Consider the following 25,320-nt stretch of genomic DNA (forward strand, 5'->3'; position numbering starts at 1 on the left):
TATCTTTTTAATTGTTTTTTAAATACTCTTTCAGTTCAACGGGATAATCTGTCTGTATGATACTTCCTTCTTTTATCAGAAATGCTTTCACTTGTTTGTAGTTATCCGAAGTCGGAGTAATAGTGGTGTTTATATAAATGTTTTTGAATAGGAAAACACCGTTTTCGGATGCTTTGGCCAGAATGTCGTCTGTGAAAGCAGCGCTATTGAACTGGGCAACGGGAAGAGGTTTGCGAATTGCCAGATAATTTTCCAGATCCTGCATTTCGTAGATGACTGGTAAGAGGATGGCGTTTTCATCCAGATTCACTACCTTCTTGGCTGCCGCCACATCATAGACTGTAAACAGTACCTGGGAAAGCATACCATATTGCTTTACCAAGTCGTATACTGCCTTATAATCGGAAATCTTCACATCTATATCAATGTAGATCTTCCCTCTGGCTGTTGACAGGATATCTTTGAAGAGCGGTACTCTTTCCTCCGTCAATTCTCCCTCATGATACAGATTGTACGAACTTAATTCCTTGTAACTCAATTCCGATACTTTTCCGGTGCCATTTGTCGTACGTTCGATAGTGGCATCGTGCATCAATACCAGCTTTCCATCCTTTGACATTCTTACATCCAGCTCTATCATATCAATTTTATTTTCGATAGCCAGGGTTACTGCTTTGATGGAATTCTCCGGTGCATCTTTCCAGTATCCTCGATGGGCGCATATCTGCACATGCTCTCTCTTCTGTAATGAAACGGGAATAGAAACCCGCTCACTTTCGGTAACTTCCGGATAGTATACTTCCGAAGGGTCGGGCTCTTCCGGAATAGATGGTTCGTTATCGCTCCCGCAGGCAACAAAAAGAAACAGGGAAAGGAAAAATCCGGTTATGTATATTTTATCTATTTTCATGATTCACTCTGTTTTTATTATTTCCAGTTCGGATTTTGTTCCAGTTTCTTGTTCAGCATAATATCGCCTGAAGGTATTGGGTACAGGTAATCGCGTGTTTCATCAAACTTCTTCGTTATATTCAGGAAACCAACCAGATAGCCTCGTTTCCCTTCTGTCAGTTGAAGGACACCTCCCACTTTGATTTTTTGTTTCGCTTTACTTTCGGGTGCTTTATCGTCGTAAAGCAGAAGATCGGCTGTGCCATCTCCGTCCAAATCAAATTCACCCAGTGAGGGGAAATACATACCTGTGAAATGAGGTTCAAGTAGTTTACCCATTTTCCAGCGCATCAAGTCATCATAGCGGAATCCTTCGAGAGCTAACTCTATGCGGCGTTCGCGTCTGATTTCCAGAATGACGCCTTTATTACTTCCGGTTACGTTGGTGTATTCGCTTGCAAGTATCCCGTCCGGGTTGGAATTGGATGTAGCAAGATTCAGATTTGGCATTCCGGCTCTTACGCGAATCAGCCTTATAGACTTATCAATGTCATCCTGTGTGATTACTCCCAGTTCAGCCTTGGCTTCGGCATAATTCAGAAGAACTTCCGCATAGCGAATGATAGCTACATCCTGATAGGATGCACCATCTCCATCCTGTGCCTCTTTGGATATGAATTTAGCAATCTGGTATCCCGTCATGGAGGCTTCTAAGTCGGGAAGTAATGGTTTGTCGCTGTCAATCCGGGTGTATCCCACTGAACGGATTGTCTGTGCCAGACGTTTGTCCCGGTTCTTCATTTCATCCTTGAACTGCATGGTAGCATAATCTGTTTGAGCGGTGAACGGTGTTCCGTTGGCCAACAGATAGGTATTCACAAAGTCTTTGGTCAGCCCTACGTCTTGTTGGGTTTTTGATAGAAAATAATAGTTTGTATTATGCATCTTGTTCAATACCAACGAGTAACGTCTTCCCAAAATAACTTCTGCCTCTTTCAGCTCATCGGAAGCAAACAAGTCCCTGTAATCGACATCGGAATTTCCTGTGGTATATAAACTATAGCCCGATTCATTCATTACTCTTTCCGCTGCTTTATATGCTTTCTCCAGTAGTTTGTCGGCATCGGGAAGATTTAGTTCTGTGTGATATTTACGATAAGTACCTTCGTAGAGACATACGCGGGACAAGAAAGCTAATGCAGTCCATTTGGATATTTGGTCCGGTTTTCTGGTAGTACCCAGACGTTCCACTGCTGTTTCCAGATCTTCAATTGTTTTGTTCATAATGAATTCACGTGAATCTCTGGGCTTATATAGCAAGTCTTCATCGTCTGTTTTGATTTCTGTTTCATACCAGGGCACACCACCAAAGCGTTTCACCTTGTCGAAGTAGAACCAGGCTCTGAAGAAACGGGCAACACCTTCATACTTCAGTGCGGCAACTTTGTCTTCACAACGTGTGTAGTTATCAAAGAAAATATTGATTTTCCGGAGAGCTCCCCAACTCCAGCCACTACTGCCGGCTTCGGATGGGATATCTCTTTCCGCACTTCGCTGCTCCATAGGTACATTGCTGTAAAGTATATTATCTGATGTATTATCTCCTCGGACAATATCATTGATTTTCGGAAGATTCTCATAAAACCCATTGGTATACAATTCGAGGTCTTGTGCAGACTTGAATGAGTTCTCCGGTGATATTTCCGCGATTGGGAATCTGTCCATGAATGAGTCGTTGCATGAGGCCATGCCTATGCCTATCATACAAACAGTACAAACTTTTATTATATTGAATTTATTCATAGCTATACTTCTTCTTTAAAATTTAAAATCAAAACCAAAAGCAAATGTCTTGCTGAACGGGTAAGAATTACCGTCTCCCAATTGTTCCGGGTCTACGGTGCGGTCCTCGTTATGTTTGTACAAAGGAGAGAATGTCAGGAGGTTGGTTCCTGAAACATAAACCCGGATGCTGGAGAATCCAATCTTACTACAGAGTGCCTTAGGCAGAGTATAGCCTAAAGTGATATCTTTCAGGCGGACATAAGCAGCATTTTGCAAGTATTTATCAGAATAGACTCTCAACTGGGCGCCTTCATAATTTCCACCTTCGTTGGCTGCATATACAGCCAGACGTGGGAAGTATGCATTCGGGTTTTCCGGGGTCCATGAGTTTTGCTCAATACTTTTAGGGTAGAAATTCTCGTACTGGCGTGTAAACGGTCCCCAGAAGAAACTGTTATCCTTGCCCGGCCACCAGTTACGTTTCAGGACTCCCTGAAAGAATGTTGAAAAGTCGAAGCCGTAATAATTGAATCCTAGGTTCAGGGAGCAAGTGTATCTGGGCGATGTATTACCGATAATGCGCAGGTCACCCGGATTTGCCAAAGTCTGGTCACCCGGAGATATTTCTCCATTGCCATCCAAGTCTTTGAATTTGATGTCTCCTGCTATCGGATGGTTAATGAGGTAGTTACGTTGGATTCTTCGGTTTACTTTCGTTTGGTCTGCATGTTTCAGATATTCCATGTCATCCTGGAAGAACCCTTCAACCGTATATCCCCATATTTCACCCAAGCGTTTACCTACATAAAACTGGTCTATCTGTCCGTCGGGGTTGTCGAATTTGGTAATTTCTGTTACGTTATCGGCTAATGTGAATCCTACTTTATATTCGAACGGCTGGTGTGCCAGCAAGAATTTATCCTGCCATTTCACTGACAGCTCGAAACCTCTTGTGCGCAGATTAGCGGCATTCTCTTGTGGTTCGGAAGTTCCGAAAACAGATGGAAGTTTCTTACCTTGGGTCAACATATCTTTTGTGTCGCGTTGATACCAGTCGAAAGAAGTGGAGAACCGTCCGTTAAACAAAGAGAAATCGACTCCAAAGTCAATGGTCTGAGATTTTTCCCAAGTGAAGTTTGAGGAGATGGCATCAGGAGTAGTCAGGTAACTCATGTATGAACTGTCCATCAGGTAATCCCCTTGCGTGACTTTCATTTTGGCTATGTAGTCGTATGGACCTACGTTTTGATTGCCCAGTGTCCCATAGGAAACGCGGAATTTCAAGTTATCCATAACGGATTTCAATGATTGGAAGAATGGTTCTTCACTTATGCGCCAGGCAAAAGAACCGGAGGGGAAAATACCCAGGCGTTTGTTATGGGGGAACTTGGAGGAAAGGTCGAAGCGTCCGTTGAACTCTAATAGATAGCGTCCCAGGTAGTCGTAGTTCAGGCGGTAGAAAGCGGCACGGATAGCCCATTCATCAGCATTTCCCTGAACCTGTACATTTTCTCCCGTGGCGAGGTTGAAAGAACCCAGTTCTTCGGATGCGGGTGAACTGCGTCTTGCAACACTGCGCTCCCAATGTCTCCATTCTTGGTTGAATCCGATCATTGCCTTTACATCGTGTTTCTTTGCAAAGAGGTGGCTGTATGTACCGAAGGCATTGACTGCCTGATACATAGTTTGCCAATGCATCTCCTTATAGAGTGATTTGTTAGGCATATAGCGGCTTGTTCCCTCACCGTTGGGTTGGTTGGTGTGCGGAGTTGAAACCAGTAACAGTTTGGAAACGGGACTTCCTTTACGGAAACTATAGTCGGCATTTAATACTACGTCCTTGATGGGAGTAAACTGCAAAGCAATGGTGTTTGAAATGTCATGCTCCTGGTCAAGTCCCTTGCTTTTCCCATAGGTCAGGTCGGCAAATGTGCCGTCCGCTATGTCACGGCCGGGAGTGTAGGCGCCGTTGATAAGAATAGTACCATCCGGATTTCGGGGTAAGAATACCGGGGAAGCGTGGAAGGTATATTTTCTCCAATCCTCACTGTTATCGCTTCCACCTACATTACGGTTGTTGGTTGCCGGATAATCATAATCGCTGAAATAGATATTGGTGGAGTTGGTTATCTTGATAGAGGAGGTCAGCTGGAAATCGATCTTGCTGCGTAAGGTATAACTTTTCAGTTTATCGGGGTTGATTCGGTAAATACCTTCTCTTGAATAGAATCTTCCGGAAAGATAGAAACGAACTTTCTCGCTACCACCGGAAATATTCAGGTTATGTTCCATGGAGGGTTGGTTATTCTGGAAGATATAATCCCACCAATCCGTATTTCCGTAATGTACATAGCGCTCCACGCCGTCTACTGTTTTTATCAGTGCGGAAGGGAGTGAAGGGTCTTTCTTGCGGGCTTCCATGTAGGCATAGTCTTCTTCGGTGTATCCTAAGTAGGTACTTGTATTTTCCAAAAGACTTAACTTGTCGCTCAGGCGAGCCCATTCCAGGCCGTCCGTGATAAAATTGTCTGTATTGATAGTGGGGTTGCTCCAACCGAAGTGATTGGAATAATTCACCTGTATTTTTCCGGCATTCGGATTCTTGGTCGTGATAAGTACTACACCAAAAGCGGCACGGGCACCATATATGGCGGCAGAAGAAGCGTCTTTCAGTACAGATATGGATTCTATATCTTTGGGATTGATATAATTCATATCACCTTCTACACCGTCGATAAGTACCAAAGGCTTTCCGCCGTTTATGGAACCTACGCCACGTACATCAAAGGTTGCCTTTGAGTTTATGGAACCATCGCTGAAGGAAACATTCAGATTGGGAATCATTCCTTGGAGTACTTGCCCGGCATTGCCACTGACGCGGTGCTCTATTTCTTTCGAGGATATTTGGTCTACGGCACCGGATAGATTTGCTTTCTTGGTGGTACCGTATCCTACCACCACCACCTCATCCAGCATTTCACTATCCTCTTTCAGCGTAACTTTGGTGAGTTCTTTACTGGATGCGGGATAGGTCAAGGGCTGATAGCCTATATAGGAAATGTTGATTGTGGAGTTTTCAGGTACATTTGCCAAGGTGTAATTACCGTCTATATCGGTGATGGTACCATTGCTGGTTCCTTTTACTACAATGCTGGCACCAATTACCGGTTCGCCCGACTGGTCTACAATCGTTCCGGTAATCGTCTTAGTCTTCTGATTCACAGCCTCCTTCTGCAACAGCACTACTACATTGTCTTTCTCCATTCTGTAAGTAAGTTCCTTACCGGCCAGCATTTTCTGCAAAGTCTGCTCAATGGTGGCATTGCTTACGTTGAAGGAGACGGGCTGATCGAGGCCTGCCAGTTTCTCATTGTAGAAGAACTTGTAGTTGCTTACCTGCTCAATCTTTTTCAGTGCGGCACGCAACGGCGTGTTTTCCACAGTGACGGTGATCTGCGAGAAAAGGCTGAGTGATACACTCAAGAACATGGTGAGGCAAAGCGCCCGCATAGTTCTTAGATTCTTTGGTTTCCTGTTTTTCATATCAAATAAATTAAGTTGGTTTGATAGGTATACAGGTTTCCTTATGTCGCCGTCCAAGCGGCTTTTTCCTTTTAACTCACATTAACAAACCAGCGGCTATTTCTCCTTTAATATAATGACTGAATCTTCCATTTCATAACGGAATGGAGAGGTCAGCATGATGATGTTTAAAGCGTTCTGTATACCTCCACCGGGGATAGTACCGGTGAAACGTTCTTCGGATATCTTGGGTGAGTCGATACGTATTGTGACATCATACACTCGTGAAAGGGCTTTCATGATGTTTTCCAAAGATTCGTTTTGGAAGTAGAGACTGCCTTTCGTCCAGCTTACGTAGTCGTCGGGATAGACTTTCTCGGTACTCAGTTTGCGGGTGGACTTGTTGTAGTTTATCTTCTCTCCGGGGCTTAGGGTGGTAGAAGTGGATGGCGTGTGGATACCGACTTTTCCTTCCAGCAGGACGACAGTCACATCCTGGTCGTTACTGTAGGCGCAGACGTTGAACACCGTACCCATTACTTTAACTTCCAGTTCGCCCACCTGCACGATGAAGGTGCGGCGGGTATCATGTGCCACTTTGAAGTAACCTTCTCCTTCCAGTTGCACCCGGCGTTCGTTTCTTCCGAAGTCGCTCAGATAGCTGAGTTGGGAGGCGGAATTCAGGATGACGTCTGTACCGTCGGGCAAAACTACAGTGGCTTTATCGCCCTTGTCGGCTTTCACAATGAAGGGTGAACGGGGTTGATCGGCATTGGAGATACTCAGAATATTGTAAGTGAAGAAGGCGATGCAGATGGGAATGCAAATCATGGCTGCCCACCTTGCCCAGGCGGGAACCAGTGCTTTGCCCGGTGTACGCTTCACGGCAGGTTGTTGCGGTGTGTAGGGGGCAACTGTGTCTTTACCGGAAAGCCCGGAGGCCTCGGAAGTTCCGGATGCCTCTTTAAGAACTTCCGTCTTAATTCTGGCAAACATCTTATCGCGCAAGGCGGGACTGATGTCGGCGGCGGACTTCTCAAACTCCTTCTCCCACCATCCTGCCAGTTGGGCATTGTTGCGTATCCATCCTGCCAGTTCGCTGATTTCCGCTTCTGTGATGTCTCCTGCGAAGTATTTTTCGGCTAAGTTCTTATAATATTCTTTTTCCATCTTCTCTTACTTATTTCTATATGTGTATACAGTTACTTCCATTCTCTTGTCCAACTGTGCCGTTATTATTGCATTTCGTTAACAAAAAAGGCCCATAGGATGAGAATCAGTTTATCGTAATGCTTAATGAATTGTTCGCGCATGAACTTTACGGCAAGTGACAGTTGCGTGGCGACTGTACTTTCTGAAATACCCATCTTCTCAGCTATTTCTTTATTGGTATAGCCTTGACGTTTGCTGAGCAGAAAGATTTTCTTGCGCGAGGGGGGTAGTTCTTCAGCCAGTGAGTCGATGTAGTCGTTCAGAAAGCGCAGGTCTGTGCTTTCTTCTGTCTGATGATCCCGGTCGGGATTGCTTTTCAGCAGGTATTCGGTATAAATGTATTCCACTGTCTGATGCTGGTACATATTCATTGACAGGTTACGGGCTATGGTGCAGAGGTAGGAGATGAAATTTTCAGTCGGGTCTATCTTCTCCCGCACCTCCCATATGCGGATAAATGTTTGCTGCACCACCTCTTCTGCCATATACTGATTGCCGGAAGAGAGACGCATCATAAAGTTGTAGAGCTTGCCGCTATACAGGTTATATAACTTCTCGAATGCAGAAAAAGAACCCTCCTTCAGTGATTGTAGCAATTCATTTCTATTTTCGTTTGCAATCATATATTATTGATTTAGGCTTCAAAGGTATGCCTTGTGCTTACGTAACAGGTTGCAATATTATTAATAATTTCCAGAATAACCGAATAGCGGGATTCTTTTTTGATTTGTTAGTGGCTTGTAACTGTATGGCTTGGTATCTAAATGCTATTTTATACAGCTTTATTTTTGTACACTTTTCCTTTGTAAGATGCTGATTAATAGAGTTAGTTTGTAGCAAAAGTGTACAAAAAATGAAATAATCTATTTGTTTGGTTTTGCTGTTTTTACCTATCAGAAATACACCAATAAGACTCTTATATAGTTTTCAAATGACTACGGTTAAGGTATGGGCATAAAAAAAGGAGTACCGCTGTACTCCAACCTTTGTTAACCTTAAATCTAATACTATGAAAAAAATCACATGACAAATATAGGGGTTCATCTTATTTCCTCCAAATATATGTCAGTGTTTGGCATTCCTTTTATAATTCTTTCACGGATATTCACTGTTTTCGCACACGAACTGTCTTTTTGAGATAATATAGGGGTGGATAGTGGCTAAATGATTATCGGGCGAAAAGGGGAATAACCATAGTGCATAGGTGGCATATATATAAGATACGTTTATTTTGCTATATGGATAATCGTATGTTGATTACTGTCGGTAAGTCGTTTGACTATTGTCAGCAAGCATGCTGATTACTGTCAGTAAACTTACTGACAGTAATCAAACGCTATGGATGTCCTATGCAAAATAATATAATGTATTATAGATTAGTTGAATAGCTAATAACCCGTTATTGAAAAATATCCGTTGACAATGTTATAGAAAGTATGTGGATATACCCTTCCACCCGCTAAGGTTGATGGATAAGGAAATACGGGGGTGTGGAAGGGTATGAAGGAAAGAAAAAAAGAAGTAGGAATTATCCCGGTTTATTTCTTAGAAAGATGAAATTGTTTACTGATTGAAGTGAAATCTGCTTCACTTTTATGTTGCAAAGTTGCAAATCTGTTTCATTCGTTTCACAGAACCTTTCACCCCACGAAAAGAGTTATAAAACGTATAATTTCTTCAATTATAATAATATATATTTGCCTCCATACAAAGCAAAGTTATGAAGGTTCGCGTCGGTTTATATATACTTTTGATACTCTTTCTTTTGATATCAGGCAAAGAAGAGGCGCGGGCTGGAAGATATGCAGCGAAAGGAGATACTTGTAGAGTATCGGACCGAATGAATCAGCCGGAAACCTGGAGCAAAATTTACCAATGGGTGATGGACGACCCGCAAGTGCCGGATAAAGAAGATGTGTTGACGTTGATCCGGTATCACTTCGGGAACTTTGAAAAGCTGAGAAAGCTGTTGCGCTATTTGGATGGTGGCAGACCTTACGCTTATTTATCGGAACATCAGTTTCGGAAGATAGAACGGACAGGGAAGATGAAGGACAGTTTGCCGGTAGCTGCATTAACATTGCCTGCGAATACTTTGCCGGAGGAGCAATTGGAAACTATGGCTTTCGCTCCTTGGGTTGAAGTGGAAAGTAAGCGGGAAACCCCGCACAGAACAGTGCTTGCATTGAAGAACAATATACTTTATGATTTAGCTTTGGCTCCGAATGTGGAGGTGGAATTGCCCGTAGGGCAGCGGTGGTCTTTGAATATGGAATATAAATGTCCCTGGTGGTCGAACAGCAAGCATGGCTTTTGTTACCAGCTTCTTTCGGGAGGTGTTGAGGCACGTTGCTGGCTTGGAAAACGTAAGAACCGTGAACGACTGACAGGACATTTTCTGGGAATATATGCCGAAGGGGGAGTGTACGATTTTCAATTTGACAAAGACAAAGGATATCGGGGAAACTACTATGCAGCTTCCGGTCTGACGTATGGGTATAGCCATCAACTGGCACGGCACCTGGCTCTTGAGTTTAGTTTGGGTATTGGTTATCTGGCGACAGAATACCGTAAGTACACCACCTACGAAGGCGATTTGATATGGACGAGTAGCGGACGCTATCATTTTATGGGGCCTACAAAAGCCAAAATCTCTTTGGTATGGCTCATTAAGGGAAGGAGGCGATAGCTATGAGGTGTACGAAATATATGTTTCTTTTACTTCTGTTCGGGCTGCCGATACTGTTAGCCGGATGTGATTTCAGAGACATACTGGATGAGTATCCCGTCAGCGGAGTAAAGATAAAGTTTAACTGGAAAGGAGTGGATAAGTTGCCCGAAGGGATGAGGGTGATTTTCTACCCGAAGAGTGAAGAAGGCAGAAAGGTGGATAGCTATCTTTCGGTAGAAGGGGGAGAGGTGAAAGTGCCGCCCGGGCGTTATGACATGGTGATTTACAATTATAATACGGAATGTGTACTGATTCGTGGTGAAAAGTCATACGAAACGATTGAAGCTTATACAGGACCTTGCACAGGCCTTGACGCTAGTGAAAAAATGGTATGGGCACCTGATCCTTTGTATGTAGTAAGTATAAAAGATATGAGGATAGAAAAGAGTGAAGATGTGCTTTTGATGGAGTTTCAGCCGAAGCTGGTAGTCAAGCACTATTCTTTTGAAATAAAGGTGAAAGGATTGAAGAACGTGGCAAGCATTGTTTGCAATGTGGATGGAATGGATGGGGGATATTGCATAAGTAATGGCTCATGTACGGCAAGCATTGCTCCTATCTATGTGGAGGCTCATAAAGGAGAGGATGTAATACGTGGCAGTTTCTCTGCTTTTTCCTCATCAGAGTCTGCGAATACACGTTTGACCGGAGGGGTGATGATGAAGCTATTACTAGTTAAGGTGGATAATACGGTTCAAGAGACCAAGGTTGACATCACGGCGGCTGTAGCTCCTCCCCCGCCCGGGGAAGAAGAAGATCCGGTAACGGATATCGAGATACCGATTGAAGAGGAGATTGAAGTGGATGATGTGGAAGTTCCTCCCGGTGGAGGCGGAGGCATTGGCGGTGATGTAGGAAACTGGGACGACGAGACGAATGTTGAGTTACCTGTAAATTGAAAAGTAAAACGAACAAAATATTAACTTATAAAACAAACGGTTATGAAGAAGATTTTATTGGCAGCAGTTGCTGCGTTGGCAATCGTAGGTTGCTCACAGAATGAAGAGATTGAAAATATTGGTCAAAAGGCGAAGGTTAACTTTGGAACAATAGTAAGTAAGACAACAAGAGCGGTTATTACAGATAATGCAGCCTTGCAAGGAACGGGATTTACTGTATATGCATATAATACAGGTACAGAAACTGTTGGAGAACAGGGCAGCACAGGAGTACTTTCTTCTGTATTTATGCCGGGAGTAGATGTGAAATATTCTAGTGATGTATGGGGAGTGACAGGTGGAACTGATTATTATTGGCCATTAGATGATAATATACAGTTTTTTGCTTATGCTACGGATATTTTAGCAACTAATTATGCCGCTCAAACTACAGATGCTTATCCTAAAATAGATTATACAGTAGCAGATTTAGCTGCTGATCAAAAAGACTTCGTAGTGGCTCAAGCACTTAATAAAACACAAGCAGATTCTAAAGTAACTTTTGCATTCATCCATGTGCTTACTCAAGTTAATTTCTCAGCGAAAACAGATAATGCAGATTTGACATATAATGTGACTTCTGTAAAGTTGACAGGTATTTCAAATTCAGGAACGTATAATTTTGCTGATACTACTTGGGTTGCGAAATCAGGTGTAGGAAAAGATTATGTATATTTAAACAATTCCAATGGAGTGAGTGTCGCAAAAGCAGAAGAATCTACTAATTTGCAACAGAATGGTGCTTTGATGTTAATTCCACAGTCATTGACTAATGCTAGTATAGTAATTAGTTATAATGTATTACAAGATGGTAAAGTTGTTAAGAAAGTTTCTGATGAATCGATTCCTTTGGGGGAAACAGCAGCTTGGGAAGCTGGGAAAAAAATACGCTATACTTTAGCCTTGACTGCGACTGGTACTACTGTTAGCTTTGATACTACTGTTAAAGATTGGGGAGCAGAGACTGAGAATCCTGTAACTCCTCCCGCTGAATAACCTTTCCTAATCCCATAATTTCTTTCCCCGAAGACCTTCTTTCCCACAAAGTCTTCGGGGATTTTTTTGTTTCTTCCCGGAATATTCTTACTTTTGCCGCACAAAACAAACAAAAAACATTCAATCTGCAATGCAAACTTACTCTGCATGTGGTGCGGCCATGTCGTGTCAGCAGTGCCCTAAGGCTGTGGGTAATGCGATTATTTATGCCTCTCATTCAAGAGGCTTCCACCTTCCTGCTCAAAAATGCGAAGAAAACATTATGATTTTTTTGTTGAAAGGAGAAGTGCTTGTCAACAGTCAGGAATATGCCGGAACTACTTTACGTGCGGGGGAGTTCATTCTTCAAGCCATTGGTTCAAAATATGAGATTCTAGCTCTGACGGACGTGGAATGTGTTTGTTATCGTTTTAATCAGCCGGAGTTTTTCTGTGAGGAACGTTATAAACACATTATGAAAGAAATAACTCCGCCTCTGATATTCACTCCATTAAAAATTATTCCGGAGTTGCGTTTCTTTCTGGACGCCTCCAAATCCTATTTGGCGAAAGAAAAGATTTGTCGGGAATTGCTTTCGTTCAAACGAAAAGAACTTGCCTTTCTTTTGGGAGAATACTACTCCGATTATGACCTTTCGATGCTGGTGCATACACTTTCCCGCTATACGTCCAGCTTTGAGTATTTTGTCCTGCAAAACCATCTGAAAGTGAAGACGGTAGAAGAACTTGCCCAGTTAGGCGGATACACCACTGTTACCTTCCGGCGTATCTTCAATTCTGTATTCCATAAACCTGTTTATGAATGGATGTTGGAGAAACGTAAAGAGAGCATTGTTTACGAACTTCGTTACACAAATGCCACTATTTCTGAGATCTGCTATAAATATGGTTTCGAGTCTTTGCCTCACTTCTCTAACTTCTGCAAGAAGAACTTTGGAACCTCACCTCGTGGCCTGCGTTCGGTACAGCCTGTTCCTCCACAAGAAACGCCAACTATTTGTGAAGAGGCTGGTTGAAGCGATACTTCACTGAGACAATGAAGTAACTGCCTATCTGTTGCGTATGGTTTTCATAAAGGCCGTCAGCCATTGTGCCTCGAAAGTAATTCTTTTGCTGGCTGAGTATATCCACCCAGTTGGCTGATACCTCCGCCTGTTTCTTTTTCAGGAAACGCCATGTGATGCTTGCGTTCCAAACAATCTGGTCGTCTTCCCCTTTTTTTATGTTTGTACCGTTCCGGAAGGAATAATTTGCATCTGTTCTCAGCTGTATACCTCCCGGTAAATCGGCAAAACCGTTCAATCCGAAGGTGTAATTGCGTGTGTATGTATCCGTCTCTAAAAGTGAGTTGGAAGAATGTTGGAAGTTCCACCTCCCGTTTAGGTCCAGATTACCCCATTTAGGTTGGTAGGATAGGCGCAGGTCACTGTTGAGCCCGGTGTTATGCGTGGCACTGCGTTCGGGTTGTTCACTCTGGTTTTCGTTGATGAGGTTGACATCCTGTGCAAAGGAGCCTCCGGCATTTGCATTCAGATTAAAGTTTTTGATGCGCTTCTGATACCGGAACACACCGTTTATGTTCCAGTTGCCGTTAATATTCACCGGATAAGTTTCACGTCCACCGGTTTGCTGGTTGTAGATCACTGCACGGGTCTGACTATTGATTCTGTTGTTCCAGTTCAGTGTGGCAAAGAGTCCTTCCTTCATATTTTGTGCTTCCAATCGGACAGACTGATTATAAGTAGGCTTCAAGTTAGGATTGCTTCGCGTAATGTTGAGCGGGTCACTGTTGTTGGTTGGTGAAATCAGATCATATAATGATGGTTGCCAGGTATTTCCATAATAATTCAAGGTTATCCTGTTTTTCTTTTTCTGCCATGAGATGAAAAGCATAGGCTGGAAGCCGACTGAATGGAGGGTGGTATCAGCTCTATGCAGGCCTGTTTTCTGGTTCAGGCTGCGTCGCTCAGGTTGCACGGATACTCCGGCATTGATGTTCCAAATGGTGTCGGAATAATTAAAGTGCAGGTTGATTCCGTGTTGCAGGGTACTGCTATGGCTCCGGTTGCTCAGGCTGTCGATGTAGCTCGTTTCATATCCTTCGGGCAGATATCCGGGTTGTACTGCCGTTTCTTCCATAAAGCCGGATAAGTCGTAGGTATTGCGGTCGTTTTTCTGCTTACTGTAGTTGAGGTTATATGAGATTTGTGCGTGCAGCTTCTTGGAAAAAGGGTGGCTGAACATCAGCCCGATGCCTTGTTGACGGTTGGGGGACAGGCTCGATGAGTATTGGTTACGGTAGAGTATGGAGTCGTTTCCTGCACTGTTCTTCAACTGATAATACGTGGTTGATGAGATAGAGAAGTTATTGTTGTCATTCTTGCTATCATTGTATTGCGCAGTCAGGCCGATAGAACTTCCTTTTTTATTGATCCGGCGCATGATATTTGCATGGAAGGAATACCGGTGTTGTTCTCCTTGCATTAGCGACCCCATGACGATGTCATTGATTTTCAGCTCATCGGATACATCGTTGATATGACTGAAAGGATCGAGGATATCCAGATGAGGATTTTCATTGAACGTGGCCTGGCGGTTATTATTGGCATTATTATTCCGGACAAGGCTGAAATTACCGAAGAAATTGACAAAAGTCAGGGTATCGATCTGCCAGTTTAAGCCCAATAATGAATTCATATTGCGGCTACGGTTCGTATTGTTGCCGGCAGAATACTGGTACTTATTGCCACTTGTCAGATATTGTTCGTTGTAGGATGTCGAAATATTGCCCTGCTCGTTGTGGTGATAGGATACATTTCCGTTGAGTGTTAGTTTCTTATTGTACTTTTGGGTGAAATTTACGGCAACGTTCTCCTGTATGTTGTCTTTGTAGCTGGTCCGCATATGGAGGTTACCGGAATTGGCGATAACTGAGAAATTATTTCCGTTATTTTTGAAGTAGTTGCCTTGCAGGTTGAAATCTTTTTTGTTGTTATTGCCGTATCCGGCTTTTCCCGATGCAAGGAGGGTACCGTTGAATTCTTCTTTGGTTTGCAGGTCGAGCACATAGTTCTCTTTCCCGGTGCTGACACCCGTCAACTTTTCCAGCTTGCTTTTCTTATCGTACACTTTTATCTTGCTGATTAACTCTACGGGAAGGTTTTCCAGTGCCATCTTGTTGTCACCTGAGAAGAAGGCTTCACCGTTTACATTGATTTCATTAATGGGTAGCCCGTTGTATTTCAGTGTTTTGGTTTCGCTGTCGTATTCCATTCCGGGAATACGTTTGATAAGTGTCTCCAGATACGAGCCTTCCGGTGTTTTGTAAGCTGCCGCATTGATGACGGTGGTATCTCCCACCTGATCTACATCGCGCATCCGGGCGTTTACTGTCACTTCGCCCAATTCGATACCTTCTTCCAGTAAGATGCTACCCAGATTGATTGTTGAAGTGTTGCTGTCCAGTTTGCGGAAGACAGATTGCATTCCTGTATAAGAGGCTTTCAGTAAATATTGTGTTCCTTTCTGAGGGGTGAACTGGAGATTGAAACGACCGTCTGCACCGCTTGCAACTCCTTTTACAAAGGTGGAATCCTTGCCTTCCAGGATAACAAGACTTGCATAGGGCAGAGGCTCTTCTCCTTTCTTGGTCTCTGATGCAGTGCATACCTGCCCCTTGACTGTCCTTGTTTTTTGGGCGGATAGAATAGTCGGAATCAGCAAGAATAGCAATAGTAACCAGATTTTGTACACCTTCATGTCAGTCTTTTTATGGCAGTCACAAAATTAGAGAGTTTTCGTCATAAAATCTTCTTTTTTTATAGATATTATGCTACTTTTGCTCAATATAAGTGATACAATGAAAACCGACAAACTAAAATATGTTTTAGCCTTCATCTTTTTACTGTGTGCTTTTTGGTGCGGAGTCAATTTTAAACGGTGGTACACTATTAACCACCGGATAGAAAAAATGATTTCTCTTGTTTATTCTTCCTCTCCTCAGTATGATTGTTACGGAAACTTTGAAGAACTCTTGAAACAGGAATTCAGGAAGCAGGGAATAGAACCGATATTTGATAAATTTTATCTGGATTTCAATACTGTCACGCCGGAAGATGGGATAAAAAATATGGAGGCTTATCTTAGTATCATCAAAGATAAACCGATGGCGCTGATCCTCACAGTGGGCGACCAAGCCGCATCTGCCCTGCTTTCTACCCGCCATCGACTACTTTCCTCCATTCCTGTAGTGGCTTGCAATGTACGTTTTCCCGATGAGAAACTTATAAAAGAATATGAGCGCAGAAAGGTATATGTGCTGCGTGATGCGCCGGATTTTAAGCATAACATTGATTTTATAAAATCTTTGCAGCCACATGTAGGGATAGATATTATTTATAATATTGATCTGACTCCGCTTGGATATAAATCGTTTGATTTATTAACCCGGTTTGCGGATAGAAAAGAAATTCGGCTTTTAGGCTGTGAGTCTACTTTTTCAGTGGAGCATGAATACAGGAAATTGCAGGAAATGGTTGAGCATTATAATCTGATGCCTGCAAGGGCAAACAACCATATTGATAAAGATGATTTTACCATAAGCCTTTGCCCTTTTCGTTATATAAAAGGGACCTCTTTGTTTACCGAGATAGAAAAAACAAAAGCTGGGAGGGAAAAACAAGTTTTCCTGTTAGATAAGTTCGACCAGATGTCGCTTCCGATAACTAAAGCCTTAAACATCCCTTCTTTCAGCTGTCTCCGCCAGGGATTTGGGGAGGATGCCAAGATTGTGGGCGGCTACATGGCTACTGATGAGATTTCTGCGCGTACTGCGGCTGATTTTTCTGTTCGTCTGATGAATAAGGAGAAAATTGGTATGCCGAAAATCAGGGATATGGAAAAGGAATATGTACTGGATTGGACTTATTTCTCAGCCTATACGGACTTTGATGTGAAAAATGTACCTGAAGATGTCCGTATTATCAATTACTCCTTCTATGACCGGTATCGGAAGGAACTTTATTTCCTGAGCGGATTGTTTATCCTTACTTTTATTTTGGTATTGATCAGTCTGCTGCGTATGCGCCGGCGTTCGCGTGTGGAACGTAAGAATATGGAGATGCTTGAGGAGACTCATAAGCGGCTGACACTTTCTATGGATGGAGGACGTATTTCGCTTTGGAATATACAGGGGGATAATATTGAATTTGATGAGAACTATACGCGTTTGGTAGGAATGAAGCAGAGGATATTTGTGCGGACTGATTTCCTGAAATATGCGTATCCCGGTGATGTTTTTCTATTGAATTCATTGTACGAAACACTGCATCAATCTACAGATATGCAGGTTAGGCGTGTACGTTTCTCTTTCGGTGAAGAAGATTATCGTTGGTATGAACTTCGGTGCCGCAGTTTGAAAGATGCGGAAGGAAGGATAATGCTGGCGGGCATTATGCAGGATATTCAGATACAGGTAGAACGTGAAGAACAACTCATTCAGGCTAAGCAGATGGCCGAAAATGCTGAGTTGAAACAATCTTTCCTGAATAATATGAGCCATGAAATCCGTACTCCGCTGAATGCCATTGTAGGTTTCACCAATTTGCTGGTTGGCGAGGGGGGTGATGAGATTGAACCGGATGAGAGGAAGGCTATGCTTGAGAGCATTAACCGTAACAACGAATTACTCTTGAAACTGGTCAATGATGTGGTGGAAATATCACGTCTGGATTCCGGCAGCATGGATCTCGAAATAAAAGAATGGGACATGAGGACGATTGTGAAAGAGATTTATATGGCTTACCAGGCATTAATCAAGCCCTCGTTACAGTTTCATCTGGCTTTGGATGAAAATCCCTCTTTACCTGTTAATATAGATCGTATGCGTTTTATCCAGGTTATTTCCAATTTTCTGGGCAATGCGGATAAGTTTACCCGGAGTGGTTCTATTACATTAGGATGCAAAGTGGATAAAAAAGGTCGGAAGGTCAGTGTGTATGTACAGGATACAGGGAAGGGAATTGATGAGAAAGAACTCATGATGATCTTTGACCGTTTTTATAAGACTGACGAGTTTGAACAAGGAAGTGGGCTTGGGCTTTCTATCTGTAAAGTCATTATTGAGAAGCTTTGCGGACATATAGAGGTGCAGTCTGAAGTAGGAAAAGGAAGCTGTTTTACGGTTGTTCTATCTTTGGCGGATGAGGTATAAGACTTCTGACTCATAAGAAGAACTCCCCTACCGGTTTCCCGGTAGAGGAGTTCTTGTGATATTAATCAAATGTAGAAAGGGCTGATTAGTCTTTCAGTTTTGCGATGATGAAATCGCGGTTCAGACGGGCGATGTTGCTGATAGAGATGTTCTTCGGACATTCGGCTTCGCAAGCACGAGTATTGGTACAGTTACCAAATCCGAGTTCATCCATCTTGCTCAACATAGCTTTTGCGCGACGCAATGCTTCCGGTTTACCCTGCGGCAGCAAGTTCAGCTGGCTAACTTTTGCGGAAACGAACAACATGGCAGAACCATTCTTACAAGCAGCTACACAAGCACCGCAACCGATACAAGCAGCTGCATCCATAGCTTCGTCAGCGATTTGCTTCGGAATCAGGATAGCATTGGCATCCTGAGGAGAGCCCGTGCGCACACTAACGTAACCACCGGCTTGCATAATCTTGTCGTAAGCTGTACGGTCTACCATCAAGTCCTTGATGACCGGGAAACCGGCAGAACGCCAAGGTTCAACAGTGATAGTGTCACCATCGTTGAAACGACGCATATAGATCTGACAGGTAGTAGCACCTGTTGCAGGACCGTGAGGATGTCCGTTGATGTAGAGCGAACACATACCGCAGATACCTTCGCGGCAGTCATGATCGAATACAACCGGTTCTTTACCTTCAGAAATCAGTTGTTCATTCAAGATATCCAGCATTTCGAGGAATGAAGTGTCACCGGGGATATCTTTCATTTGGTATGTTTCAAAAGCGCCTTTTGCCTTTGGGCCTTTCTGGCGCCATACTTTCAGTGTGAAACTTATATTTTTATCCATTTTCTTTAATTCTTTAAATGTTCAACTTCCCGATTAGCTCTTATAGTTACGAGTCTGTACCTTGATTGCTTCGTAAACCAGCGGTTCTTTCAGCAACTCAGGAGCTTTTTCGTCGGAACCTTGATATTCCCAGCAAGCAACGTAGAAGAAGTTTTCATCGTCACGTTTTGCTTCGCCTTCTTCAGTCTGGTATTCTTCACGGAAGTGACCACCGCAGCTTTCGTTACGGTTCAGAGCGTCGTAAGCAACCAATTCGCCCATGATAATGAAGTCGTACAGGCGGATAGCTTTATCCAGCTCTACGTTCATACCTTCCTTATCTCCCGGGATGAACAAGTCTTTTTCGAATGTCTTACGGATTTCTTTCAGTTTGGCAATACCGGTCTTCAGACCTTCTGCTGTACGGCCCATACCTACATATTCCCACATCACGTGGCCCAGTTCCTTGTGGATAGAGTCTACTGACTTCTTACCCTTGATGTTCATCATCCAGTTGATTTTTTCCTGGATAGCTTTCTCTGCTGCTGCGAATTCAGGCAGGTCGGTAGAGAAACGGGGAACTGTAATCTGGTCAGCCAGATAGTTCTGAATAGTGTAAGGCAATACGAAGTAACCGTCAGCCAAACCTTGCATCAATGCTGAAGCACCGAGGCGGTTGGCACCGTGGTCGGAGAAGTTACACTCACCGATAGCGAACAGACCCTTGATAGAAGTCATCAGTTCGTAGTCAACCCAGATACCACCCATTGTGTAGTGGATAGCCGGATAAATCATCATCGGATTATAATATTTCACACCGGCAATTTCTTTTGCCAGTTCACCCGGATTAACGTCAGTGATTTCCTCATACATATCAAAGAGGTTGCCATAACGTTGAAGAACAATATCAATGCCTAAGCGACTGATAGCCTCAGAGAAATCGAGGAATACTGCCAAGCCTGTATTGTTCACACCGAAACCAGCATCGCAACGTTCTTTAGCGGCACGGCTGGCAACGTCACGCGGAACCAAGTTTCCGAATGCCGGATAGCGGCGTTCCAAGTAGTAGTCGCGGTCTTCTTCAGGAATATCGCTTCCCTTGATTTCACCCTTCTGGAGTTTTATGGCATCTTCTTTCTTCTTCGGAACCCAGATACGACCGTCATTACGCAGAGACTCTGACATCAAAGTCAACTTAGACTGCTTGTCACCGTGAACGGGAATACAAGTGGGGTGAATCTGTACCATAGCCGGGTTGGCCATCCAGGCACCCTTGCGATAGCAAGAAACGGCAGCTGTACAGTTACAAGTCATTGCATTGGTAGACAGGAAGTATGCGTTTCCATAGCCACCGGTAGCGATTACTACTGCGTGTGCAGCAAAACGTTCCAGTTTACCGGTTACGAGGTTTTTAGCGATGATACCGCGGGCACGTCCGTCAACGAGGACAACGTCCTGCATTTCGTAACGAGTGTATAATTTTACGGTACCTACGTTTACCTGGCGGCTCAGTGCAGAGTAAGCACCCAGCAACAACTGCTGTCCGGTTTGGCCGCGGGCATAGAACGTACGTGATACCTGAGCACCACCGAAAGAACGGTTATCCAGCAAACCGCCGTATTCGCGGGCGAAGGGAACACCTTGTGCCACACATTGGTCGATAATGCTGTTGGAAACCTCAGCCAAACGGTAAACGTTAGCTTCGCGGGCACGGTAGTCACCGCCCTTTACTGTATCGTAGAACAAACGGTAAACAGAGTCACCGTCGTTTTGGTAATTCTTTGCAGCGTTGATACCGCCCTGTGCTGCGATGGAGTGTGCACGGCGCGGAGAGTCTTGAATACAGAAGTTGAATACTCTGAAACCCATTTCACCGAGTGAAGCGGCAGCAGAAGCACCTGCCAAGCCCGTACCTACCACGATGATATCCAAGCGACGCTTGTTAGCAGGGTTTACTAATTTCTGGTGAGCTTTATAGTTGGTCCATTTCTCAGCCACCGGTCCTTCCGGAATTTTTGAATCTATCTTAGTCATAATGCTATTACATTTTAATCGTTTACAATTTACAAATTAGCAAGCACCGCCGCACAATGATTTTGCGAAGAATACGACAACTACCAAGGCGAAACATACAACGACGATAGTAGAGTAAATGTTGGAGATGCATTTCCAACGGTTAATCCATACCTTGTTGTTCCAACCCAGGGATTGCATAGAACTCCAGAAACCGTGAGTCAGGTGGAACCACAGTGCGCCGAGCCAAATGAGGTAAAGCACTACGTATACCGGATTGCTGAATGTGTTCTGAATGTGATAAACACCGTTAGCGGCATAAGCCAGTGTAAGCGTGTCAGCATGCATACCCATGTTGTGCATCAACTCAGGAAGCTGCATTTTTGCCCAGAAGTTTACCAGGTGCAGACCCAGACCTACGATTACGATAAGACCCAATACGAGCATGTTCTGAGAAGCCCATTCTACAGTTTTGGGTTTATCAACTACGGCATAACGTTCGGTACCGCGTGCTTTGCGGTTCTGCATTGTCAGCCAGAAAGCGTAGATGATGTGAATAATGAAAAGTGCGGCCAAACCTACCGTAGCCACCAAGGCATACCAGTTTGCCCCCAGGAACTCACAAACCATGTTGTATCCCTCTGCCGAGATTAATGCAACCAGGTTCATCGCCATGTGAAACGTTAGAAACAGGACAAGGGCGATACCGGTAATGCTCATCACCACTTTCCTTCCTACAGATGAATTACTTAACCACATAAATGATTGAATTTAAATTATTTAATAGTTAGAAAATTTGCTTTTACTTAGGGTCTTACACTAATTTCCCGCAAAAATAGAAGAAATACATTGATTAAACAAGGAATTAAAGAAATAATTCCGTAATTCAGGGAATAGATAGAAGTTGACAAGTGAGTCAGGGAACAGGTTGACAAGGGAAGATTACTCTTACTCGTCACCCTGTTCCCTAGCTGAGTCGTCATTTTTTTCTTTTATAATGGTGATTTTCTCCCCGCTGGCAGCACGTTTTCGCAAGGAACGAGGGGTGTCTCCAAAGGAGTCCTTACAGAAATGAGCGAAGTGCGACAGGGAATCGAAGCCATAACGTGAACTAATCACGGAGATACGTTGCTTGGTGAATTGCAGATCGTTCAGAATACCTTCACGCTTCTTGTCCAGTATCCATTCGTACACCGGAACATTATACATATTTTTAAACAAACGGCGGAATGTAGTGGTTGTATATCCACCTAAATGGGCGAATTCTTCCACATTCTTTACCTTGTCGTAGTTCTGCATAATGAAATAATGGAAACTTTCCGTATAAGTGCTGATGGGATAGAAGAACGTACTTATCTGGCGCAGGGGATAATAGCAGGTTAATATGTAAACCAGTTCCTGGCGCTTGATGTCGAGATATTTCCCGCATGCGGAAGGCTGTTCTTTAAAATAGTCGGCGATATCATGCAGCAACCGCTCCAATTTTGCATTCGCTATCAACGGTGTGTAGGTCAGCGGGGCCTCAGAGCGTTCGAGGATATCCTTGTAACGGTCTTCGCATATAAGTGGAAGTTCCGTAAACCAATAGGCGATATATTCCACCTCAGTCAGTGCTAACAATTCCATTTTTGAACCGATGGCTTGCAGCACACATTGTCTGCTCTGGAGCGTAGTGCCTGGGTATTCGTTACTATTTATCAACAATTCTCCCTTTAACATAAAGATCATGCAGTTCTGGGTACACTTCTCCGCCGAGAAATGCTGCCCCTGGGGATATTGGCGGTATACCAATGTCCCGTCTGAGATTTTTGGGCATAGAGTACAATCTACTTGCCGTGTGCAAAGAGTGTCTTTTGTCATGAAATATAAGACGAATTACTAAAATTATGGCAACAAAGATAGAATTTTTTTATGAATACTCTAACAAAATCGTCTATCTTTGCAGCAAACTATAAGAAAGACTACATGAAACGGACTATTTTTTTTGTATTTTTTGCATCATTACTTGTATTCAATATTTCTGCCCAGAACTGGGACATTAATACTTTGCATAGAATAAATAGTTGGGATGGTAAGTTCATTCGTAATTATAATAAAATAATTTCTCGTACTGAACCCTATATTGCCGTGGGGGTTCCTGTGGCGATGGCATTGGCTGCCTGGGTGAAAAAAGACCGCGAATTATTGAAGGATGCTGTGTATGTAGGTACCAGTGTTGCCGGCGCTTTTGTTGTGACTTATGGCATGAAATATCTTATAGATCGTGAACGTCCGTTCGATCGCTATCCCGACCGGGTTCATGCTTATAGTCATGAAACCAGTCCTTCTTTCCCTTCCGGACATACGGCAACTGCTTTTGCATTGGCAACTTCACTTTGTGTGAAATATCCGAAATGGTATGTAATCGCTCCATCCGCCTTATGGGCATGTTCTGTCGGAGTATCCCGTATGAATGAAGGTGTGCACTATCCCTCCGATGTGCTGGCGGGTGCAGTTATCGGAGCCGGATGTGCTGTAGTAAATATCTATGTGAACCGTTGGCTGAATAAGTGGTTGTTCGGTAATTAAAGTGGTAGTTTCTTCTCGTAAATCTTTTCGTTCAATAACTCAAGGGCTTGTTGCACGCTGTTGTTCGTGGTGTTTATCACCTGAAAGTATTCGTTCATATCCCACAGGTCACGGGCTATCAAGGCTTTCAACTGCGTCTTTATCAGAGGCAATGATTTGTTGTATTGCTCTTCGTTGAACTCAATCTTTTCTTTATCGGCGGCAGCGCGTATGTCCGCAAGCATCTGTTCGTCTATCTCGAATTTATTGTTGAAGGTATCAAACTTCTTATATTTCTCTTGGAGTTCTTTCCGGTTTTTCTCGATATACTTGGTTGTTGCTTTGATGACAACGCCTTTGGCGACCAGATTACGGTGATAATCGGTATATTGAGTTGTATCAATAGGCACGAAATAGTCGGGCATGATGCCACCGCCACCGTATACGGTACGTTTCAACTTCTTAGTGGAGTTCTTCAGTGAATCAGGGAAATGGATACTGTCGGCATGCATCATTTCTCCACGGTTGAAACGCTCTACCAGTTCCATATTGTATTTCTCCTGGCCGTCATCTTTACTAAGGCCTCGGCCGTCCAGATTGGCTGTATGGTCGTACGGTTTCTGGATGCAACGTCCGGATGGGGTGTAATAACGGGCGATAGTCAAGCGAATCATAGAGCCATCGGGCAATTCGATGGGGCGTTGTACCAGCCCTTTACCGAAAGTACGGCGGCCTACAACTACGCCTCTGTCCCAGTCCTGTATGGCACCGGTTACGATTTCACTTGCTGAAGCAGAGTATTCGTCTACCAGCACGATGAGGCGTCCGTTCTTGAAGTTACCTGTGCCTTTGGCGTAGAAATTACTGCGCTGAGAGGTTCTTCCTTCAGTATATACAATCAGTTCTTTTTGTTGCAGGAACTCGTTGGCAAGATCAATTGCTGCATTCAAATAGCCGCCACCGTTGCCTTGCAGGTCGAGTATCAGGTCTTTCATTCCTTGCTTCTGTAGCTCTTTGAGGGCCGCGGTAAATTCTTCGGCGGTAGTGGCGCCAAAACGGTTGATACGGATATAGCCGGTTTTGGGCTGTATCATATACGAAGCGTCCAAACTTAGAATGGGTATTTTATCCCGTTTTACAGTGAAGTATAAGGGATCGTCCACTCCGCGGCGGACAATAGTTAGTTTTACTTCTGAGTCTTTCGGGCCGCGCAGGCGTGCCATTATATCTTCTGTGGACATTTTTACGCCGGCAATAGCGCTGTCGTTCACTGCCACGATACGGTCACCTGCCAGGATACCAACCTTTTCAGATGGTCCGTTGCTGACGGGCTGTATAATAAGTAATGTATCTTCTATCATCTGGAACTGCACACCGATACCTTCGAAGTTACCTTGCAAAGGCTCGTTCATTTTCTTCACCTCCTCAGCATCATTGTATGTGGAGTGCGGATCGAGTTGGGCAAGCATACGGATAATAGCTTCTTCCACCAGTTTATTTTCGTCTACCGAGTCTACATACAGGTTGGTGATGGCAAACTCTGCCATCTGTAACTTGCGGGCAGCCAAGTTGCCCATATTCTGCGCCTGCATGGAAGCCATGGCACCGCATATACATATTATAAAGATAAGAAGTTTCTTCATCATTCTTTTTCG

At 43.7% G+C, this 25,320-nt stretch carries 17 protein-coding genes; 6 read left to right on the forward strand and 11 right to left on the reverse strand.

Annotation, left to right across the window (positions count from 1 at the left end; translation table 11 throughout):
* Positions 1-7 precede the first annotated feature (7 nt).
* From K6V21_RS06765 to K6V21_RS06785, 5 genes are all read right to left on the reverse strand, one after another.
* Complete coding sequence (locus K6V21_RS06765) at positions 8-910, reverse strand: glycerophosphodiester phosphodiesterase family protein (RefSeq protein ID WP_224321312.1); 903 nt, start codon at positions 908-910, stop codon at positions 8-10.
* Positions 911-927: 17 nt separating this feature from the next.
* On the reverse strand, positions 928-2,694 hold the full coding sequence (locus tag K6V21_RS06770; protein WP_224321313.1) for a RagB/SusD family nutrient uptake outer membrane protein: 1,767 nt from the start codon (positions 2,692-2,694) through the stop codon (positions 928-930).
* A gap of 15 nt (positions 2,695-2,709) precedes the next feature.
* Positions 2,710-6,219, reverse strand: coding sequence for a TonB-dependent receptor (locus K6V21_RS06775; RefSeq protein ID WP_217713017.1), 3,510 nt, complete (start codon positions 6,217-6,219; stop codon positions 2,710-2,712).
* A gap of 96 nt (positions 6,220-6,315) precedes the next feature.
* Entirely contained in the window at positions 6,316-7,368 is a 1,053-nt protein-coding gene (locus tag K6V21_RS06780) for a FecR family protein (protein ID WP_217713016.1), read from the reverse strand.
* A gap of 65 nt (positions 7,369-7,433) precedes the next feature.
* On the reverse strand, positions 7,434-8,033 hold the full coding sequence (locus tag K6V21_RS06785) for an RNA polymerase sigma-70 factor (RefSeq protein ID WP_224321314.1): 600 nt from the start codon (positions 8,031-8,033) through the stop codon (positions 7,434-7,436).
* A gap of 1,097 nt (positions 8,034-9,130) precedes the next feature.
* Here K6V21_RS06785 and K6V21_RS06790 point away from each other — a divergent pair.
* The 4 genes from K6V21_RS06790 to K6V21_RS06805 all read left to right on the forward strand — a co-directional run bounded on the left by K6V21_RS06790 (position 9,131) and on the right by K6V21_RS06805 (position 13,090).
* On the forward strand, positions 9,131-10,099 hold the full coding sequence (locus K6V21_RS06790) for a DUF3575 domain-containing protein (protein ID WP_217713014.1): 969 nt from the start codon (positions 9,131-9,133) through the stop codon (positions 10,097-10,099).
* 2 nt (positions 10,100-10,101) lie between these two features.
* The gene (locus tag K6V21_RS06795; protein WP_224321315.1) at positions 10,102-11,040 is read left to right on the forward strand and encodes a DUF5119 domain-containing protein; all 939 of its coding nucleotides are present in this window, start codon (positions 10,102-10,104) and stop codon (positions 11,038-11,040) included.
* A gap of 42 nt (positions 11,041-11,082) precedes the next feature.
* On the forward strand, positions 11,083-12,075 hold the full coding sequence (locus K6V21_RS06800; RefSeq protein WP_224321316.1) for a fimbrillin family protein: 993 nt from the start codon (positions 11,083-11,085) through the stop codon (positions 12,073-12,075).
* Between the two features lie 130 nt (positions 12,076-12,205).
* Positions 12,206-13,090: a helix-turn-helix domain-containing protein gene (locus tag K6V21_RS06805; RefSeq protein WP_224321317.1), complete on the forward strand. Its 885-nt coding sequence runs from the start codon at positions 12,206-12,208 to the stop codon at positions 13,088-13,090.
* On the opposite strand, the gene K6V21_RS06810 is transcribed toward K6V21_RS06805, so the two are convergent.
* The gene (locus K6V21_RS06810) at positions 13,068-15,833 is read right to left on the reverse strand and encodes an outer membrane beta-barrel protein (RefSeq protein ID WP_224321318.1); all 2,766 of its coding nucleotides are present in this window, start codon (positions 15,831-15,833) and stop codon (positions 13,068-13,070) included. The genes K6V21_RS06805 and K6V21_RS06810 overlap by 23 nt on opposite strands.
* Before the next feature lie 100 nt (positions 15,834-15,933).
* Here K6V21_RS06810 and K6V21_RS06815 point away from each other — a divergent pair, with 100 nt between their 5' ends.
* On the forward strand, positions 15,934-18,285 hold the full coding sequence (locus K6V21_RS06815) for a sensor histidine kinase (RefSeq protein WP_224321319.1): 2,352 nt from the start codon (positions 15,934-15,936) through the stop codon (positions 18,283-18,285).
* A gap of 85 nt (positions 18,286-18,370) precedes the next feature.
* Here the strand turns inward: K6V21_RS06815 and K6V21_RS06820 are convergent, their stop codons facing one another.
* The 4 genes from K6V21_RS06820 to K6V21_RS06835 form a co-directional block, all read right to left on the reverse strand.
* Complete coding sequence (locus K6V21_RS06820) at positions 18,371-19,126, reverse strand: succinate dehydrogenase/fumarate reductase iron-sulfur subunit (protein WP_007211613.1); 756 nt, start codon at positions 19,124-19,126, stop codon at positions 18,371-18,373.
* 33 nt (positions 19,127-19,159) lie between these two features.
* A complete protein-coding gene (locus K6V21_RS06825) occupies positions 19,160-21,139 on the reverse strand; it encodes a fumarate reductase/succinate dehydrogenase flavoprotein subunit (protein WP_044263153.1) in 1,980 nt (659 codons plus the stop codon).
* 36 nt (positions 21,140-21,175) lie between these two features.
* On the reverse strand, positions 21,176-21,877 hold the full coding sequence (locus tag K6V21_RS06830; RefSeq protein WP_022208625.1) for a b558 family succinate dehydrogenase (Or fumarate reductase) cytochrome B subunit: 702 nt from the start codon (positions 21,875-21,877) through the stop codon (positions 21,176-21,178).
* Between the two features lie 189 nt (positions 21,878-22,066).
* Positions 22,067-22,978, reverse strand: a complete 912-nt coding sequence (locus K6V21_RS06835) for a helix-turn-helix domain-containing protein (RefSeq protein WP_217713008.1) — start codon at positions 22,976-22,978, stop codon at positions 22,067-22,069.
* Between the two features lie 105 nt (positions 22,979-23,083).
* Here K6V21_RS06835 and K6V21_RS06840 point away from each other — a divergent pair, with 105 nt between their 5' ends.
* Positions 23,084-23,686, forward strand: coding sequence for a phosphatase PAP2 family protein (locus tag K6V21_RS06840; protein ID WP_060407657.1), 603 nt, complete (start codon positions 23,084-23,086; stop codon positions 23,684-23,686).
* On the opposite strand, the gene K6V21_RS06845 is transcribed toward K6V21_RS06840, so the two are convergent.
* Positions 23,683-25,308: a S41 family peptidase gene (locus K6V21_RS06845; RefSeq protein WP_217713072.1), complete on the reverse strand. Its 1,626-nt coding sequence runs from the start codon at positions 25,306-25,308 to the stop codon at positions 23,683-23,685. The two genes, K6V21_RS06840 and K6V21_RS06845, sit on opposite strands and share 4 nt — an antisense overlap.
* Positions 25,309-25,320 lie beyond the last annotated feature (12 nt).

This window comes from Bacteroides cellulosilyticus (genome assembly GCF_020091405.1).
GTDB lineage: Bacteria > Bacteroidota > Bacteroidia > Bacteroidales > Bacteroidaceae > Bacteroides.

Bases quoted from the DNA above. Each gene is read 5' to 3' on its own strand.
- K6V21_RS06845 (WP_217713072.1), bottom strand. From the start codon at position 25,308: ATGAAGAAACTTCTTATCTTTATAATATGTATATGCGGTGCCATGGCT.
- K6V21_RS06840 (WP_060407657.1), top strand. From the start codon at position 23,084: ATGAAACGGACTATTTTTTTTGTATTTTTTGCATCATTACTTGTATTC.
- K6V21_RS06805 (WP_224321317.1), top strand. From the start codon at position 12,206: ATGCAAACTTACTCTGCATGTGGTGCGGCCATGTCGTGTCAGCAGTGC.
- K6V21_RS06810 (WP_224321318.1), bottom strand. From the start codon at position 15,833: ATGAAGGTGTACAAAATCTGGTTACTATTGCTATTCTTGCTGATTCCG.
- K6V21_RS06785 (WP_224321314.1), bottom strand. From the start codon at position 8,033: ATGATTGCAAACGAAAATAGAAATGAATTGCTACAATCACTGAAGGAG.
- K6V21_RS06825 (WP_044263153.1), bottom strand. From the start codon at position 21,139: ATGACTAAGATAGATTCAAAAATTCCGGAAGGACCGGTGGCTGAGAAA.
- K6V21_RS06800 (WP_224321316.1), top strand. From the start codon at position 11,083: ATGAAGAAGATTTTATTGGCAGCAGTTGCTGCGTTGGCAATCGTAGGT.
- K6V21_RS06815 (WP_224321319.1), top strand. From the start codon at position 15,934: ATGAAAACCGACAAACTAAAATATGTTTTAGCCTTCATCTTTTTACTG.
- K6V21_RS06835 (WP_217713008.1), bottom strand. From the start codon at position 22,978: ATGACAAAAGACACTCTTTGCACACGGCAAGTAGATTGTACTCTATGC.
- K6V21_RS06780 (WP_217713016.1), bottom strand. From the start codon at position 7,368: ATGGAAAAAGAATATTATAAGAACTTAGCCGAAAAATACTTCGCAGGA.
- K6V21_RS06770 (WP_224321313.1), bottom strand. From the start codon at position 2,694: ATGAATAAATTCAATATAATAAAAGTTTGTACTGTTTGTATGATAGGC.
- K6V21_RS06830 (WP_022208625.1), bottom strand. From the start codon at position 21,877: ATGTGGTTAAGTAATTCATCTGTAGGAAGGAAAGTGGTGATGAGCATT.
- K6V21_RS06775 (WP_217713017.1), bottom strand. From the start codon at position 6,219: ATGAAAAACAGGAAACCAAAGAATCTAAGAACTATGCGGGCGCTTTGC.
- K6V21_RS06820 (WP_007211613.1), bottom strand. From the start codon at position 19,126: ATGGATAAAAATATAAGTTTCACACTGAAAGTATGGCGCCAGAAAGGC.
- K6V21_RS06795 (WP_224321315.1), top strand. From the start codon at position 10,102: ATGAGGTGTACGAAATATATGTTTCTTTTACTTCTGTTCGGGCTGCCG.
- K6V21_RS06765 (WP_224321312.1), bottom strand. From the start codon at position 910: ATGAAAATAGATAAAATATACATAACCGGATTTTTCCTTTCCCTGTTT.
- K6V21_RS06790 (WP_217713014.1), top strand. From the start codon at position 9,131: ATGAAGGTTCGCGTCGGTTTATATATACTTTTGATACTCTTTCTTTTG.